General features: G+C 59.9%; 15 protein-coding genes. 5 read left to right on the top strand and 10 right to left on the bottom strand.

The genetic code is table 11. The annotated features are described in order from the left end of the window. Window positions 1-26: 26 nt before the first annotated feature. Both psb34 and AC6EI9_RS10055 read right to left on the bottom strand, forming a co-directional pair. On the bottom strand, window positions 27-194 hold the full coding sequence (gene psb34 / locus AC6EI9_RS10060) for a photosystem II assembly protein Psb34 (RefSeq protein ID WP_498467644.1): 168 nt from the start codon (window positions 192-194) through the stop codon (window positions 27-29). Window positions 195-281: 87 nt separating this feature from the next. After that, on the bottom strand, window positions 282-1,091 hold the full coding sequence (locus AC6EI9_RS10055) for a thiazole synthase (RefSeq protein WP_498467643.1): 810 nt from the start codon (window positions 1,089-1,091) through the stop codon (window positions 282-284). 172 nt (window positions 1,092-1,263) lie between these two features. Here AC6EI9_RS10055 and AC6EI9_RS10050 point away from each other — a divergent pair, with 172 nt between their 5' ends. Further along, a complete protein-coding gene (locus tag AC6EI9_RS10050) occupies window positions 1,264-1,704 on the top strand; it encodes a hypothetical protein (RefSeq protein ID WP_498467642.1) in 441 nt (146 codons plus the stop codon). On the opposite strand, the gene AC6EI9_RS10045 is transcribed toward AC6EI9_RS10050, so the two are convergent. From AC6EI9_RS10045 to rpmI, 3 genes are all read right to left on the bottom strand, one after another. Then, window positions 1,672-2,262 carry a tetratricopeptide repeat protein gene (locus tag AC6EI9_RS10045; protein WP_498467641.1) on the bottom strand — a complete coding sequence of 197 codons (591 nt, stop codon included), beginning with the start codon at window positions 2,260-2,262 and terminating at the stop codon, window positions 1,672-1,674. The genes AC6EI9_RS10050 and AC6EI9_RS10045 overlap by 33 nt on opposite strands. Before the next feature lie 34 nt (window positions 2,263-2,296). Further along, window positions 2,297-2,644, bottom strand: coding sequence for a 50S ribosomal protein L20 (gene rplT / locus AC6EI9_RS10040; RefSeq protein ID WP_498467640.1), 348 nt, complete (start codon window positions 2,642-2,644; stop codon window positions 2,297-2,299). 66 nt (window positions 2,645-2,710) lie between these two features. Further along, on the bottom strand, window positions 2,711-2,908 hold the full coding sequence (gene rpmI / locus AC6EI9_RS10035; RefSeq protein WP_498467639.1) for a 50S ribosomal protein L35: 198 nt from the start codon (window positions 2,906-2,908) through the stop codon (window positions 2,711-2,713). A gap of 106 nt (window positions 2,909-3,014) precedes the next feature. Between rpmI and AC6EI9_RS10030 the strand changes: the two genes are divergently transcribed. Both AC6EI9_RS10030 and AC6EI9_RS10025 read left to right on the top strand, forming a co-directional pair. Then, window positions 3,015-4,619, top strand: coding sequence for a SpoIID/LytB domain-containing protein (locus AC6EI9_RS10030; RefSeq protein ID WP_498467638.1), 1,605 nt, complete (start codon window positions 3,015-3,017; stop codon window positions 4,617-4,619). 7 nt (window positions 4,620-4,626) lie between these two features. Continuing rightward, complete coding sequence (locus AC6EI9_RS10025; protein WP_498467637.1) at window positions 4,627-6,012, top strand: glycosyltransferase family 2 protein; 1,386 nt, start codon at window positions 4,627-4,629, stop codon at window positions 6,010-6,012. Here the strand turns inward: AC6EI9_RS10025 and AC6EI9_RS10020 are convergent. From AC6EI9_RS10020 to tig, 5 genes are all read right to left on the bottom strand, one after another. Then, window positions 6,009-7,988, bottom strand: a complete 1,980-nt coding sequence (locus AC6EI9_RS10020; protein WP_498467636.1) for a DNA polymerase III subunit gamma/tau — start codon at window positions 7,986-7,988, stop codon at window positions 6,009-6,011. The two genes, AC6EI9_RS10025 and AC6EI9_RS10020, sit on opposite strands and share 4 nt — an antisense overlap. A 41-nt stretch (window positions 7,989-8,029) precedes the next feature. Then, window positions 8,030-8,716 (bottom strand): lecithin retinol acyltransferase family protein, encoded by a 687-nt coding sequence (locus AC6EI9_RS10015; RefSeq protein WP_498467635.1) that lies wholly within the window; start codon window positions 8,714-8,716, stop codon window positions 8,030-8,032. Between the two features lie 136 nt (window positions 8,717-8,852). After that, on the bottom strand, window positions 8,853-10,208 hold the full coding sequence (gene clpX / locus AC6EI9_RS10010; RefSeq protein WP_498467634.1) for an ATP-dependent protease ATP-binding subunit ClpX: 1,356 nt from the start codon (window positions 10,206-10,208) through the stop codon (window positions 8,853-8,855). Window positions 10,209-10,296: 88 nt separating this feature from the next. Continuing rightward, window positions 10,297-10,986 (bottom strand): ATP-dependent Clp endopeptidase proteolytic subunit ClpP, encoded by a 690-nt coding sequence (clpP, locus tag AC6EI9_RS10005; protein ID WP_115126032.1) that lies wholly within the window; start codon window positions 10,984-10,986, stop codon window positions 10,297-10,299. Window positions 10,987-11,027: 41 nt separating this feature from the next. Beyond that, window positions 11,028-12,473, bottom strand: coding sequence for a trigger factor (tig, locus tag AC6EI9_RS10000; protein WP_498467633.1), 1,446 nt, complete (start codon window positions 12,471-12,473; stop codon window positions 11,028-11,030). A 205-nt stretch (window positions 12,474-12,678) separates the two neighbouring features. Here tig and AC6EI9_RS09995 point away from each other — a divergent pair, with 205 nt between their 5' ends. Beyond that, on the top strand, window positions 12,679-13,671 hold the full coding sequence (locus tag AC6EI9_RS09995; protein ID WP_498467632.1) for an aspartate-semialdehyde dehydrogenase: 993 nt from the start codon (window positions 12,679-12,681) through the stop codon (window positions 13,669-13,671). A gap of 5 nt (window positions 13,672-13,676) precedes the next feature. Continuing rightward, window positions 13,677-14,585 (top strand): 4-hydroxy-tetrahydrodipicolinate synthase, encoded by a 909-nt coding sequence (dapA, locus tag AC6EI9_RS09990; protein ID WP_498467631.1) that lies wholly within the window; start codon window positions 13,677-13,679, stop codon window positions 14,583-14,585. Window positions 14,586-14,609: the final 24 nt, after the last annotated feature.

Below are 14,609 nucleotides of genomic sequence, written 5' to 3'. Positions count from 1 at the left end.
ATGAGGTGCAAGCTACTACAGGGTTTTCAGCTGATCGCCACGGTTAGGGCCATCAGTGCCACCACCAGCAATGAGCCGCTGATGATCAACGCTCTTGAGGCACTGCTGCGGCTGGTTTCCTTGGCCATGACCTCCATGCGGGGCTCCTTGGCGAAGGCATTCAGACGTCCACCTTCTTCGGTTGTGACCTGCATGGGTCCGTTGTGACTGGACGGACCTTATGAGTGCAATTGCTCAATGACCACTTTTATGTCGCTTGCTTCATGTGACTTCACCAGTCGTTACTTGACCAGGCCGGTTGTCGGGGAGCTGGCACTGGCCTGGTCAAGTTTCGGCAGTCGACCAGAAAGGTAAGCAGTGCGGCCCGCTTGAACCGCCTGACCCATCGCTTCAGCCATCGCCGCAGGGTTGCCTGCTAGGGCAATGGCGCTGTTCACCAAGACCGCATCGGCCCCCATTTCCAGAGCGGCGGCGGCTTCACTGGGGACCCCGATCCCGGCATCCACGACGACAGGAACACCGGCGTTCTCGATGATGAGCGCGATGTTTGATGCGTTGCGCAGCCCCTGCCCGGATCCGATCGGCGAACCCAGGGGCATCACTGTTGCGCAGCCCACCTCTTCAAGCCGTTTGGCGAGCAGCGGATCGGCATTGATGTAGGGCAGCACTGTGAATCCTTCCTTCACAAGCTGTTCAGCAGCCTCGAGAGTTCCGAAGGGATCCGGCAAAAGATGCCGGCTGTCGGGAATCACCTCCAGCTTCACAAACGTGTTGTCTTCCTGACCTGCCAGCTTGGCCAGCTCGCGGCCCAGCCTGGCCACACGCACGGCTTCATCTGCGTTGGCACAGCCAGCAGTGTTAGGCAGCATCCAGATGCGTTTCCAGTCGATGGCATCCATCAGACCGGCGTGGCCGGCTGCCACGGTCTGAACACGCCTGACGGCCACGGTCACCATGTCGCAATCGGAGCGAACGAGGCTTTGCTGCATCGCTTCCAGATTCGGATACTTGCCCGTGCCGGTGAACAGCCTGCTGTTGAACTGCCGACCACCGATCAGAAGTGGGTCGGTGCTGGACGGGGTCGAAGCCATTGAATGAGCTGCGGACTGGTGGGGAACCGGATCGGAAGTCGAACAGGCCACGGCTGAGGGACCTACCCTGCGGCCATCATCCGTTCACGTCATGCCCATTACTATGGACATGAACGCGCCGATTGAGATCCCGGCGACGTTCGAACCGTCATTACCTCTCGATGCCTCCGCCTTGACGGAGCCACTTGATCTTGAAGGTTCGGTTCAGCGTTTTGATCCGATTGCCAGGGCCGCCAATATCGCAATGTCGATGCCGAGAGAGTGGTGTGGCAGTTACATGTCGTTTTCAAGCGGCAACAGCGTTGATGTGAAACTCACATTTGCAAGTGTTCAGCCCATCGGCCAGATGGTTGATTTGAGGGGAAACATGCAGATCGGAGAGATCAGCACGCCTGTGCAAGGCAATCTCAATGCCTCATCGGATCAGGTGGATTTGCTGCCGCTCGCCAGCCAGCTCACGGACGACCTCGAGCCTGGTGGTAATTACCTCGCTCTTCAGGGGATATCGCTTTCGAGCTGGCAGGCTCCACGGCTCACCAATCGCGGCGGCAGCCTGAGCTTGGCTCCAAGCTGCCCTGGTTCAGAAGCCCCTGCTGTCAGAGCTCTCTGGTGAGTTCTTCTGCGATTCGATGAATGAGCTGGTTGTTTTGCCGCCTGCTGCTCGTTCCAAACGTTTGAGTCGGTTTTTTGCCGTTTTGTTCGTCGGCTCAAGTGCCAGTACTTTGCGGTAGAGGTCTGCTGCTTCCTCCCTGTTGAGCAGTCGCTCCTGAGCAAATGCGAGATTGTTCAGAGCCACTGGATAGTCCTGTTTGGCCTGCAGAGCAAATTTGTAATGCTTTACCGCTCCTGAAAAATCCTTCTGAGCAGCCAGGGAAAATCCCAAGGCGTTCTGGATCAGAGCCCGAGCTTCCTGAGGTTCATTGTTCAGGCGTTTCACGGCCTGACGCAATGTTGCTGTGGCCTTGGGATAAAGACGTTTGCGTAATTGGACGGAGGCAAGCTCATACAAATCACCAGCATCCTTCGAGGATCCTGCTTCGGATTGCTCGAGTCTGTTGAGCTCTAATTCATCACGTCGAACCCGCAGAAGCTGACGCCCTGCAATCACGGCAGCAACAGCAAGCAGGCCAATCAGTCCAAGCAGGTAGGTCTGAGGCAGGAAGGAATTCATGAAGGCTGGCTGAGCTCCCGTGAAGGGACGCTATTCAACCCTGGGTTGCATTCACCACACTGGCGAAGCTGGAGGGGTCCACCACGGCCATTTGTGCCAGCATTTTACGGTTGATGCGTACATCAGCCTTTTTGAGGCCACCGATTAAACGGCTGTAGCTCACACCGTTCAAGCGTGCTGCTGCATTGATCCTGGCAATCCACAGACGGCGGAAGTCGCGCTTGCGTCGGCGCCGGTCGCGGTAGGCGTTGCACAGAGCTTTCATGACCCGCTGATTGGCGGTGCGGAAGAGAGTTCCGTTGCTGCCTTGGAAGCCGCGAGCCAGACGGAGAATCTTGTTGCGACGCTTACGGGCGACGTTGCCTCTTTTAACGCGTGCCATGGGTCTTGAAAAAGGGAATTAAGGGGAGATGTGAATTGAGTTACTGCTAAAGAAGCAGGCCGCGACTCAGGCGTAAGGCATCATCAGGGATACACGCTCTTCGTCGGTTCGATCAACGACAGCTTTCGTTTTCAGGTGTCGCTTCAATTTCGGGCTTTTGTGATCCAGCAGGTGATTGTGAAACGCCCGGCGTCTCAGGAATTTGCCAGTGCCTGTTGCTTTGAACCGCTTGGCGGCTGCTTTGCGGGTCTTGAGCTTGGGCATTTCTCTGGCAGCGCGTGGCACAAACGACAAACATAGAACCTCACCCTGCCTTCAGCCAAACCCTTTGTTCAGGTTCATGCTCAGATCAGCTGTCCAGTCCGCTGTGATGCCCCGTTCCGCTCCAGTTGCAGTCTTCAGGCTTCTTCCCTGGATTTGGCTTCCGGTCTGGGCGGGCCTGGGTTGTCAGGCCCGGGTCATCGAGCTGTCTTCGCCTACGCCTGAAGCTCGAGATGAGGCTGTTGTGGTGCCCACTCATCGAAGCGTGCCCTTGCCGCCCTCGGCCAGGAATTCCGTTCTCTGGGTGTCACTTGACGATCATCTCGGTGCAGGAACTCGGTCCGATCGATCGGCTGCTCAATTGACGTTGATCAGCGCGGGAGCTGCTCCTCTGCAACTGCTGGATCAGGCCGGAAAGCTTGTGTTGTCGGCTGACCGTCTGCGCTTCAGCTGGCGACGCGTCGCTCTCCCGGAACCTCTCGATGTGGCCCGACGTGTTGCCGGACCCTTTGCGAGTTTCGAGTCAGCCGATCAAATCGCTCAGCGATGGCGTGGTCAGGGGGTGGAGGCTCAGGTGGCCCATCCAGGCGAATGGGAGGTTTGGGCTCCAGCTCATGCGCTTGATCTTGCAGGTGTGTCCCTGCGTGAGGTCAGTCAGCGCATCAGCAGTGTTGTGATGCCCGTGCTCGAGGGGCCCGAGGGAGGACGCACCCTGCAGGGGCCTCTGCAAGTGCAAGCTCCTGATGGCATGCGTTGGAACAATGGTGTTCTGCGCGGACCGTTTCGTCTGCAGGCGGACGCCTACGGCAGCTGGACGCTGCTGGAGCAGCTTCCGCTGGAGCGTTATCTCGAGGGGGTGGTGCCTCATGAGATCGGAGCGGGATCTCCAGCGGCTGCACTGCAGGCCCAGGCCGTGCTGGCCCGCACCTGGGCTTTGGCCAATAGCCATCGTTTTGCTCTGGATGGATATCACCTCTGCAGTGACACTCAATGCCAGGTGTACAGCGATCCACGGCTGGCAAGCCCAGCAGTTCGCCAGGCCATCCGTGCCACCTCCGGGGAGGTCTTGTTGTGGGATGGCCAGCCGATTCATGCGGTTTATCACGCGACCAATGGCGGAGTGAGTGCGCTCGCAGAGGAGGCCTGGAACATGGATCCACTTCCTTATGTACAGGTGCAGGCGGATGGTGCGGCCGTTTGGGGTCAATCCATCTCCTTGCCTCTGCGCAGCAACCAGGACGTGAAGTCTCTGTTGAACAACGGCGGTGGTGCCTATGGAGCAGGTCATCCCCGTTTTCGCTGGAGCCGTGTTTACACCGCAGGACAGCTAGGTCAGGCCCTGGCAGCAGCAGGCCAGGGAGATGCAGCCCCGACATCGATGAGCGTGCAGAAGCGCGGGCCCAGCGGACGGGTCCTGGCCCTTGAGATTGATCGAGATCCTGGCGCCGAACCTGTGGTCTTGAAACTGGATGCCATCAGGCGCACCCTTCGCCGTTTGCCCAGCACGTTGTTCGTTGTTGATGTTGAAGGGGCAGGGGTCTGGCGCTTCCAAGGCGGGGGATTTGGCCACGGAGTGGGGCTGTCCCAGGCAGGTGCAATCGATCTGGCTGATCGCGGTTGGAGTGCTCAGCGAATCCTGCAGCACTACTACCCGGGAACTCAGTTGGGGCCATTCACAGCCCCTGCTGGGTCGGCTCCTGCTGAGGCCCCCTAAAGTCGCCATGTTTCGTCGTGGTGGGAGGGTTGTGGCCGCAGGGACTGGAGATCACCGCCGCGGCAAGACGGTCTTCTTCCTGGCGGCCTGTGGCTGGGCCGGCGCGGCGCCCCATTGGCTGGATCCATCCCGGAGCCTGATTCCTGCCTTCACTCTGGCGATGTTGCTTGGCGGATACGCCCTGCGCACCCTGATGCGAGGTTCTGATCAGCAGACCACGCAGAGCACTGGCAGCGACCCGGACGATTCCCTGTCCATGTCAGCGGCACTATCAGAAAAGGTCTTCCCCACGCTGGATGTGGTGGTTGCCGCCCGTGATGAGGAAGCGGTGGTCACTCGCCTGGTGGAGCGCCTCAGTGCCTTGCGCTACCCCGACGGTCGACTAAGCCTGTATGTGGTGGACGACGGTAGCGAAGACCGCACTCCCGATCGTCTCGCAGAGCTTCAGACCCGTTTCCCGTCCTTGCGGGTGATCAGCCGGCCTCGGAATGCCGGCGGGGGAAAGTCGGGAGCTCTCAATGCCGCTCTGGCTCAAACCCAGGGTGAATGGCTGCTGATTCTTGATGCGGATGCACAGCTGAGTGCAGATCAGCTGGAACGGCTGATGCCCTTCGCAACTAGCGGTGATTGGTCTGCAGTTCAGATGCGAAAAGCGGTCACGAATGCCAGCAGCAACTGGTTAACTCGTGTTCAGGCCATGGAGATGGCCTTTGATGCCCAGCTTCAGGATGGGCGGCTTGCCGGTGGTGGTGTGGCTGAACTGCGCGGCAATGGTGAGCTGTTGCGCCGGGATCTACTGGAGGCCTGTGGTGGTTTCAATGAGGACACCGTCACTGACGATCTGGATCTGAGTTTTCGATTGATGCTTCAGGGAGCTCGGATCGGCATCCTCTGGGATCCACCCGTGCAGGAGGAGGCCGTTGAGTCGCTTCAGGCACTCTGGAAGCAGCGCCAGCGTTGGGCTGAAGGAGGCTTGCAACGCTTTCTCGACTACTGGCCGGGATTGATTTCTTCGCGTCTGACCCTTTCTCAGCGCAGGGATGTGGCCTGTTTCTTTCTGCTTCAGTACGCCCTTCCCGTGGTCTCATGGGCGGATCTGTTCACGAGTGTGATCAGCCGCACCACTCCGGCTTACTGGCCTCTGTCGATCGTGGCCTTCAGCGTGTCTGGGGTGGCATATTGGCGCGGCTGTCGACGCCCCAGTGAAGGGCCCGATTTGCCCTCGCCGGGTCTGTTGAATCTTCTACTCGGCATCGCCTATCTCGGTCACTGGTTCCTTGTGATCCCCTGGGTCACCTTGCGCATGGCGTTTCTTCCCAAACGACTTGTCTGGGCCAAGACCACGCACAGCGGACAGGACGAGACGCTTCAGGCTTCAGAACCTGGGATCTAGTTGTTGAGGTCCACGTCCAGGACCTGACCATTGAAGAAGTCAGCGAAGCGCTTCACCTTTTCATCCATGGCTGAAGGTTCAGGGCGCACTGGCTGGAGTGTTGTTGGTTGAGTCGACACGGCGCCAGTGCCTGTCTGAACCGGTGCTGCCTGGCTGGTGGCAATCGAGGGGGCTGCAGTCGCCGGCGGCGGCTGGGCAGCCGTTGCTGATGTGGGTGCCGGTGATGCTGGATTGTTCGGCACCACAGCGGCCGATGGAGGGGGGGAAGGCAGTTGAACGCCGTTGCCGGGAGCTGGTGCCGGCGGTGGTGCCGGTGTGGATGCTGTTGGGTTCGGCATAGCTGCCATGGGTGCTGCGCCTCCATGGTTTTCGAGCACCAGCTGACGGTTGCCTCCCATGGCAGTTGCAATCGCTTTTTCCAGCAAGGTTGCGCGGCTCTGCACCATGCCCATCCAGTTCCCGGAGACCTGCACGACGGCACGGTGACTGTCGATCCGGACCAGCCGGGCCTGCTGCGACAGCAGCATGCGCGTGGAGGGGAGTTCCAGGCTGGCCAGGATTTGTTGCCAGAGCTCTCCGAGGTCTTCGCTTGGGGCGGGAGTGGTTGCAGCTGTTTCAGCTGGGGGCTCGGATGCTGCTGCTTGTGAAGGCGGCGTGTGGGCGTTGGATGTGTCGGGAAGGCTCACCGCTGGCACACCTGATGAGCTGTCGGCTGTTGAGGCAACGGCTGTTGAAGCGATGGCTGTTGAAGCGATGGCTGCTGAAGCAACAGCTGGTGCTGGGGCAGGCGCTGATGTTGGAATAGCTGCTGAGGCCACAGGAACCGCAGATCTCACTCGAGCTGGTGCCGGTGATGAGGTTGCTGGGCTTGTCGCGGCGGCTGGTTCAGCCAGCAAACCGAGCAGCAGTACCTCCAGCCAGAGGCGAGGTTGAACGCTCTGACGCAGCTGTTGTTCAGCGCCTCGAAGCTGGGCCTGCCACTGCAGCAGTCGTGTCCGACCAATCGATTTGGCCAGGCCCGGCAGCTGATCGCGGAACTGTGGGGAGACACCGGTGAGTTCAGGTCGATCTGGAGCAGCGGCCATCAGCACGAGATCCCTCAGGATCCCGGCCATGCCCTGCAGTACCGATCCGGCATCACGGCCGCGGTCAAGCAGTTGCCGGCTCGCTTCCAGCAGCGTGACTGGCTCACTGGTGCTCATGGCCTTCACCAGCTCCAGCAACTCCTGCTCAGGAACTGCTCCCAGCAGATCCCATACCGCTCCGGCTTCGATCGGTCCTGGCAGGAGGCTGAGCTGATCCAGCAAGCTCTCTGCATCGCGCAGGCCACCCTGGGCTCGTTGGGCCACCACATGCAGAGCATCCGGTTGGATTGGAATCGATTCCTCCGCAGCGATCCATTGGAGGTGCTGCTCGAGTGCATCGAGAGGAATCCGCCGAAAGTCAAATCGCTGGCAGCGGCTGAGGATGGTGGGTAGAACCCTCTGTGGGTCGGTTGTGGCCAGCACGAACACCACCTGTGGAGGTGGTTCCTCCAGCGTCTTGAGCAGCGCATTGAAGGCTGCGGTGGAGAGCATGTGGCACTCGTCGACCACATAAACCTTCCAACGCGCCTGCACCGGAGCGAACCTTGAACGCTCGATCAGGTCGCGGATGTTGTCGACGCCGGTGTTGGAGGCGGCATCAATCTCGATGACATCCAGTGCTGTGCCTGAGGCGATTGTGTTGCACAGTTCGCAGTTGCTACAGGGTTCCGGCGTTGGGCCGTCATTGCTGAGGCAGTTGAGTGAACGGGCCAGGATGCGAGCGCTGGAGGTTTTACCCGTTCCCCGAGGTCCGCTGAAGAGATAGGCGGGGGCAATGCGTCCGGTGCGCAGGGCATGGCCGAGGGTGGCCGCAATCGCTTCCTGACCCACCAGCTGATCAAGCCGTTGGGGCCGGTACTTGTGATGCAGTGGCTGATACGGCTGGCTCATGCACTGCCGGCAGGATTCTGAGGCTACCGAGGTTCAGGTCGTCAGACTGTGTTTTCTCTTTGAGAGGTCTCATCCAGCAGTGAATGGAGCTTGTCTTCCATGTCTTCAACGGCTGCGAGTTCATCGGCGATGCTCCGGCCTGTGAGCAACAGCTGCCGACTGCGTCGATTCACGCGTTGATCAGCCCCCTGACCAGGCATGCCTTGCATCCAGTTCTCCGCCTGTTCCAGGGTGCTGTCCAGTTTCTGCATCAGATGGATTCGCAGTTTCTGGAGTTGTTCCAGAGCTCGCTTGGCACGTTGGCGTGACTGCTCATCGATCATTCCCTTGCGCAGCAGCACACCAATGCCGGTGAGCAGGGCCGCAGGCATCAGCTGGCCGAGTGCCAGTGCACCGAGGCTGCCTGTATGGAGCCAGTCCTCCACCTGACCGCTCCGATGCCGCCCTGTTTTGCACCAGTTGGCGAAGTGCTCGCAATTGTTGAACAGCAGGTTGTAGTTCTGTTCGCCAACTCTGCTCATCGCCCTTCTCAGAGTCACCCCCGCCGGTGATGCCTGTTCATGGCTGACCATGCTCACCTCCTGCCCCCTGCTGAACTCTTCGAGTGAGCTGCGCAGGATTTCCCGACCTTCCAGGTAATGGGCGACCGAGCCATCGCCCAGATCGATCCCGTGATGCAGGAACAAACCGTGCTGACGAGGAACCCTCAGATGGTCGGCGGTGGCCATGGCCTTGATCGAGGGCTGAACTGAGTCTCTCGCGAAGTTCCTGCTCAGACAGGCTCAGAAAGTGGGGGTCTTCCGAACCGCATCGGTTGGGTCTGAGGGCGGCTTGTTAAGCATCACCGAAGCTGTGTTGTTCCGATCAGGCTGATTCCTGCTGGCGATCGTTGCCGGGCAGAGACACCACCTTCCCGCCTGTGTGCTCCTCCACCATGGCGCGGGTGATGGTGAAGTCAGGCACGTTTTTGCGAGAGGGGAGCTCGTACATGAGGTCGAGCATCAGCTCTTCAACAATGCCGCGCAAGGCTCTAGCACCGGTTTTGCGTCGATGCGCCTCTTGAGCGATGGCTTCGATGGCTCCCGCCTCGAAGTCAAGTTTCACGTTGTCCATGCTCAGCAGCGTTCGGAACTGCTTAACCAGAGCATCCCTGGGTTCGGTGAGGATGGATTCCAGAGCATGTTCGTCCAGTGGATCGAGAACAGCGCTCACCGGCATGCGACCGATGAACTCAGGAATCAGCCCGTATTTCACCAGGTCATCCGGCTCGAGGTGACGCAACACCTGGGAAGCCTGAAGATCGCGTGTTGCCTTGCCGCGACCGCGGCCGTCGCTGGGCACGAAGCCAATGGCGTTGCGCCCCATGCGTTTCTGCACCACATCGTCCAAACCCACGAACGCACCGCCACAGATGAACAGGATCTGGCTGGTATCGATCTGGATGCAGTCCTGATAAGGGTGCTTGCGGCCGCCCTGGGGTGGAACATTGGCCACGGTGCCTTCCAGCATCTTGAGCAGTGCCTGCTGCACCCCCTCACCGGAAACATCCCTGGTGATCGATGGGTTTTCGCTCTTGCGGGCGATCTTGTCGATTTCGTCGATGTAGATGATCCCCCGTTGGGCGAGATCCACATCCATGTCGGCCTTCTGCAGCAGCCTCAGCAGAATGTTCTCCACGTCTTCGCCCACGTAGCCCGCTTCTGTGAGGGTGGTGGCGTCGGCCACGGCGAAGGGCACATCCAGCATCTCCGCCAGGGTTTGGGCAAGCAGCGTCTTGCCACAGCCCGTGGGGCCGATCAGAAGAATGTTGGATTTGTGCAGCCGGGTGGCGGTCTGTTCCGTTTCCCCTTTGCCATCGCCCTGCCAGGCCAGGCGCTTGTAGTGGTTGTAAACCGCCACTGACATCACTTTCTTGGCAGCGTCCTGTCCCACGACCTGCTGGTCAAGGAAACCCTTGATCTCCTGTGGTTTGGGAATGGAGGCGAGGGTAGGGGCAGGTTTTGTGGTCTTGCGGGTCTGATTTGAGCCGCTTTTGCGCGTCGGCTCACTGCCTTGCCGGCCACCACCCTGCGCGTCGATCAGTTCCTCATCCAGGATCTCGTTGCAGAGATCGATGCACTCATCACAGATGTAGACACCTGGGCCTGCAATCAGCTTGCGAACTTGCTCCTGGGACTTTCCGCAGAAGGAGCACTTCAGATGGGCGTCGAACTTGGCCATCGGGCGCTTCGCAGGTCAGTCGGAACACAGAGCTGGGTCAGACGGATCTCAACCCAGACACTGAGGATCGCGACAGAACGGGCTGATGTCAGCCCTCCGTAACGATTTCTCCGTCTCCGAAACTGTCCACCACTCGATCAATCAGGCCGTAATCGACGGCCTCAGCTGGAGACATGAAATTGTCACGGTCCGTGTCTTCGGCGATCTTGTCCAAGGGCTGGCCGGTGTGATCGGCCATCAGACCGTTGAGAGTCTCCTTGAGGAACAGGATTTCCTTGGCTTGGATTTCAATATCAACAGCCTGGCCCTGAGCACCACCGAGGGGTTGGTGAATCATGATTCGTGCATTGGGAAGCGCCAGTCGCTTGCCTTTGGCACCTCCGGACAGCAGGAAAGCTCCCATGGACGCTGCCAAGCCGTAGCAGATGGTGACGATGTCAGGCGCCACCTGCTGCATGGTGTCGTAGATCGCCAGACCCGCTGTCACAGAGCCGCCTGGGGAATTGATGTAGATCTGAATGTCCTTTTCGGGATCTTCCGCTTCGAGGAACAGCAGCTGAGCCACAAGGGCGTCCGCGACCTGATCGTCCACACCGGTGCCGAGAAAGATGATCCGCTCCCGCAACAATCTGGAGTAGATGTCAAAGGCGCGGTCTCCTCGACCCGACTGTTCAACCACCGTGGGCAACACCCCAGGAGCTGCCTGAGGATGCTGCGACACAGGTTGAATCCCCTGCCAGCGGTTCTGAATTGGATGGTGACTGCGGACGTCGATCACTCGGCGGCTGGCGGGCTTTGCATGCAATCTATGGCTGCAGATCAGGCTTCGGCGTCATCACTGCCCTTCTTGGCGCTTTTCGCCTTGGTGGTTTTTTTCTTTTCAGCGGGTTTGCCACTCTTGGCTGCGGCTTTCTTGGCAGTTCCCTTGCTCTCTTTGCCTGAGTCGTCAGGTGCTTTGTCGGTGACGGTGCTGTTCTCTTCCAGCCAACCCAGCAGTTTCTCCTGAAGCAGATCGTCCAACACGGCCTCACGAAGACGCTCGGGGTCGATGTCGCGTTCGCCCGCGAGTTGCTGCTTCACATCCTCGAGCTTGGCGTCAATTTCACCGTCGTCGACTGTGAGTTTTTCACTCTCTGCCAGGGCTGTTAAGGCAAGGCTTCGGCGCAGGCGCTCCTCCGCTTCAGGGCGTGAGGAGTCCATCAGGTTGCGGACCAGTTCAGGAGTGAACAGAGATTTCACATCCATTCCCTGCTGGGCAAATTGTCCAGCGGTCTGTTCCACCAGATTGCGAACCTCCTGCTGGATCAGGCTTTCGGGAAGCTCAACCTCGAGCTGTTCCACGAGTGCGGCCAGCAGGGCGTCGTGCCGGTTGCTGCGTGCGCGGCGCTCGGCGTCATCCTTCAGACGCTTTTCAAGGTCGCTGCGCAGATCAGCCAGAGACTCCTGTTCGCTGGCCTGCTTGGCGAAGTCGTCGTTCAGTTCAGGTAGCTCGCGGGTTTTGAGGTCCTTCAGTTCGATCTCAAAGTTGGCCTTGCGACCGCGTGCATCCTCCTTGGGATAGTCATCGGGGAATGTGCACTCCACGGTTTTGCTCTCGCCGACCGCCATGCCCACCACGCCTTCAATGAAGCCGGGGATCATGCGGCCGTGCTCGAGGTCCACATCCATGGAGTCAGCGCTGCCGCCCTCGATCTCACTGCCGTCGTCGCTGTAGCTGCCCTTGAATCCCACAACAGCGATATCTCCCTTCTCCGCTTTGCGTCCTTCCACGGGAACCACGGTGGCCAGCTGGCGGCGTGAATCCTCGAGCATCTCGTCCACGCGGGCCGGGTCGTAGCTGACACTCTCCGCCTCGGCTTTCAGACCTTTCGTGCTCTTCAGCTTCGGCGTTGGAGCCACATCGGTTTCCAGCGTGACCGTGATGCCTTCACCCGGTTTGAAGCTTTCCAGCAGTTCATCGAAGCCGCCGCTCAGTTCCGGCTGGCCGAGAGCTTCGATGGTTTCCTGTTCAAGGGCATCGCGCCAGACGCTGTCGACCAGCGTTTCCAGCGCTGTGGCGCGGATCCGCAGAGCTCCCAGCTGCTGCACCAGAACGGTGCGGGGAATCTTGCCTTTGCGGAACCCCGGCAGATTGACACTGCGGCTCAACCGCTTGATCGCTTCCTCATAACTGGCTTCGCAGCGTTCCGCTGGAACAGCGACCTCCACAGCCAGTCGGCTACCGGGACGGGAGGAGGTGGAAACCTTCAGGCTGGCGGCACTCATCGGCTGGGTCGCAGGTACAAGCAGCCCAACACATTAATTAAGTGCCCGACCATCACCCCCGCGTAAGCTGCTTTGTAGGAAAAGCCACACCCTGGCTTCAAGTGTTCAGGGTCGTTGCAGCCGGTGGTTGCACCACCTGCCCGTCAGTCTCTGTGTCACCGTCCGTTTGACCCCCGTTTACTCGTTACCGAATCGACCTTTAACGGTGGCCGTTCTTGGTGCCAGTGGTGCGGTGGGGCAGGAATTGCTTCAGCTGCTTCAGGAACGCAACTTTCCGGTTGGTGAGCTGCGTCTGCTGGCCTCTGCCCGTTCCGCTGGGCAGGTCTGTCAATGGAACGCAGAGACGATCACGGTTCAGGAAGTCTGCGAGTCCTCGTTTCAGGGCGTCGATCTGGTGCTCGCATCCGCTGGCGGTTCGGTGTCGCGCCAATGGCGTAAAGCGATTGTTTCCGCCGGTGCCGTGATGGTGGATAACTCCAGTGCCTTCCGCATGGAGGACGGCGTGCCCCTGGTGGTTCCTGAGGTGAATCCGCAGGCTGCTGCTGAGCACAACGGTGTGATCGCCAATCCCAACTGCACCACGATCCTGCTCACGCTGGCTCTGGCCCCTCTGGCTGCGAAGCGTCCGATGCACAGGGTGGTCGTGAGCACTTATCAGTCAGCGAGTGGTGCCGGAGCCAGGGCCATGGAGGAACTGAAGGATCTTTCCCGAGTGGTGCTTGATGGCGGCACGCCCAAGAGTGAGGTTCTCCCCCACTCATTGGCTTTCAACCTTTTTCTGCACAACTCTCCACTGCAGTCCAACAGTTATTGCGAAGAGGAAATGAAAATGGTCCATGAAACCCGCAAGATCATGGGTTTGCCGCAGCTTCGATTCTCGGCGACGTGTGTACGGGTGCCGGTCCTGCGCGCCCATTCAGAAGCAGTCAACGTGGAATTCGCTGAGCCTTTCCCCGTGACGGAAGCCCGCGAGTTGCTCGCCGCTGCCCCCGGGGTGGATCTGCTCGAGGACCCTGCCAGCAATCGCTTTCCCATGCCGACGGACGTGACTGGCCGTGATCCGGTGGTTGTGGGGAGGATTCGACAGGACATCAGTGAAGAGAACGCGCTTGAGTTCTGGCTGTGTGGAGATCAGATCCGCAAAGGTGCGGCTCTCAATGCCATTCAGATCGCTGAACTGCTGTTGCCCGCCGCCTGAACGCCATGAGCACTGCTGCAGAACTCTCTCCCACCCCTTTTGGCCGTTTGGTGACAGCCATGGTCACCCCTTTCGATGCAGAGGGTGGCGTGGATCTGGCGCTCGCTGGTCGTCTGGCACGTCACCTGGTGGATGAGGGATCAGAAGGCCTGGTGGTGTGCGGCACCACCGGCGAATCCCCCACGCTCAGCTGGAGCGAGCAACTGAAGATGTTTGAGGCAGTGCGTCAGGCCGTGGGGCCTGGCGTGCATGTGCTGGCGGGAACCGGCAGTAACTGCACGCGTGAGGCGGTGGAGGCGACCCGTGAGGCGGCGGCAGCCGGTGCCGATGGTGCATTGGTGGTGGTGCCCTACTACAACAAACCCCCTCAAGACGGGATGGAAGCCCATTTCCGTGCCATTGCCGAAGCTGCTTCTGACCTGCCGCTGATGCTGTACAACATCCCCGGCAGGACAGGTTGCAACATGCAGCCGGCCTCAGTTGCCAGGCTGATGAATTGCGCCAATGTGGTGAGCTTCAAGGCCGCCAGCGGAACCACGGAAGAAGTCTCCCAACTACGACAGGCCTGCGGTCATCGCCTGGCGATTTACAGCGGCGACGACGCACTCACCCTGCCCATGCTCTCTGTGGGCGCCGTGGGCGTGGTGAGTGTGGCCAGTCATGTCGTGGGTCGCCGACTGCGCAACATGATTGAGGCCTATCTGGCTGGTCAGAACGCTGTCGCCCTTTCGCAGCATGAGCAGTTATTGCCGCTGTTCAAAGCCCTGTTCGCCACCACCAATCCCATTCCGGTGAAGGCCGCTCTCGAGTTGAGTGGCTGGCCGGTGGGTGCTCCCCGACTTCCCCTCGTTCCACTGGAGCCCGCCATGCGCGCTGCCCTCTCCGAAGCCCTTGATGCCCTGCGTCAGACCTGACGCCAAGGCTGCTTACAGCGCTGA

It is taken from the genome of Synechococcus sp. MIT2312 (genome assembly GCF_059772315.1).
The sequence above is the reverse complement of the archived record's forward strand: the minus strand, read 5'-3'. Positions and strand labels throughout refer to the sequence as shown.

Excerpts from the sequence above, each read along its gene's own strand:
- AC6EI9_RS10020 (WP_498467636.1), bottom strand. The coding sequence starts at position 7,988 with ATGAGCCAGCCGTATCAGCCACTGCATCACAAGTACCGGCCCCAACGG.
- AC6EI9_RS10030 (WP_498467638.1), top strand. The coding sequence starts at position 3,015 with ATGCCCCGTTCCGCTCCAGTTGCAGTCTTCAGGCTTCTTCCCTGGATT.
- AC6EI9_RS10015 (WP_498467635.1), bottom strand. The coding sequence starts at position 8,716 with ATGGCCACCGCCGACCATCTGAGGGTTCCTCGTCAGCACGGTTTGTTC.
- rplT (WP_498467640.1), bottom strand. The coding sequence starts at position 2,644 with ATGGCACGCGTTAAAAGAGGCAACGTCGCCCGTAAGCGTCGCAACAAG.
- AC6EI9_RS10045 (WP_498467641.1), bottom strand. The coding sequence starts at position 2,262 with ATGAATTCCTTCCTGCCTCAGACCTACCTGCTTGGACTGATTGGCCTG.
- psb34 (WP_498467644.1), bottom strand. The coding sequence starts at position 194 with ATGCAGGTCACAACCGAAGAAGGTGGACGTCTGAATGCCTTCGCCAAG.
- tig (WP_498467633.1), bottom strand. The coding sequence starts at position 12,473 with ATGAGTGCCGCCAGCCTGAAGGTTTCCACCTCCTCCCGTCCCGGTAGC.
- rpmI (WP_498467639.1), bottom strand. The coding sequence starts at position 2,908 with ATGCCCAAGCTCAAGACCCGCAAAGCAGCCGCCAAGCGGTTCAAAGCA.
- clpX (WP_498467634.1), bottom strand. The coding sequence starts at position 10,208 with ATGGCCAAGTTCGACGCCCATCTGAAGTGCTCCTTCTGCGGAAAGTCC.
- AC6EI9_RS10025 (WP_498467637.1), top strand. The coding sequence starts at position 4,627 with ATGTTTCGTCGTGGTGGGAGGGTTGTGGCCGCAGGGACTGGAGATCAC.
- AC6EI9_RS10055 (WP_498467643.1), bottom strand. The coding sequence starts at position 1,091 with ATGGCTTCGACCCCGTCCAGCACCGACCCACTTCTGATCGGTGGTCGG.
- dapA (WP_498467631.1), top strand. The coding sequence starts at position 13,677 with ATGAGCACTGCTGCAGAACTCTCTCCCACCCCTTTTGGCCGTTTGGTG.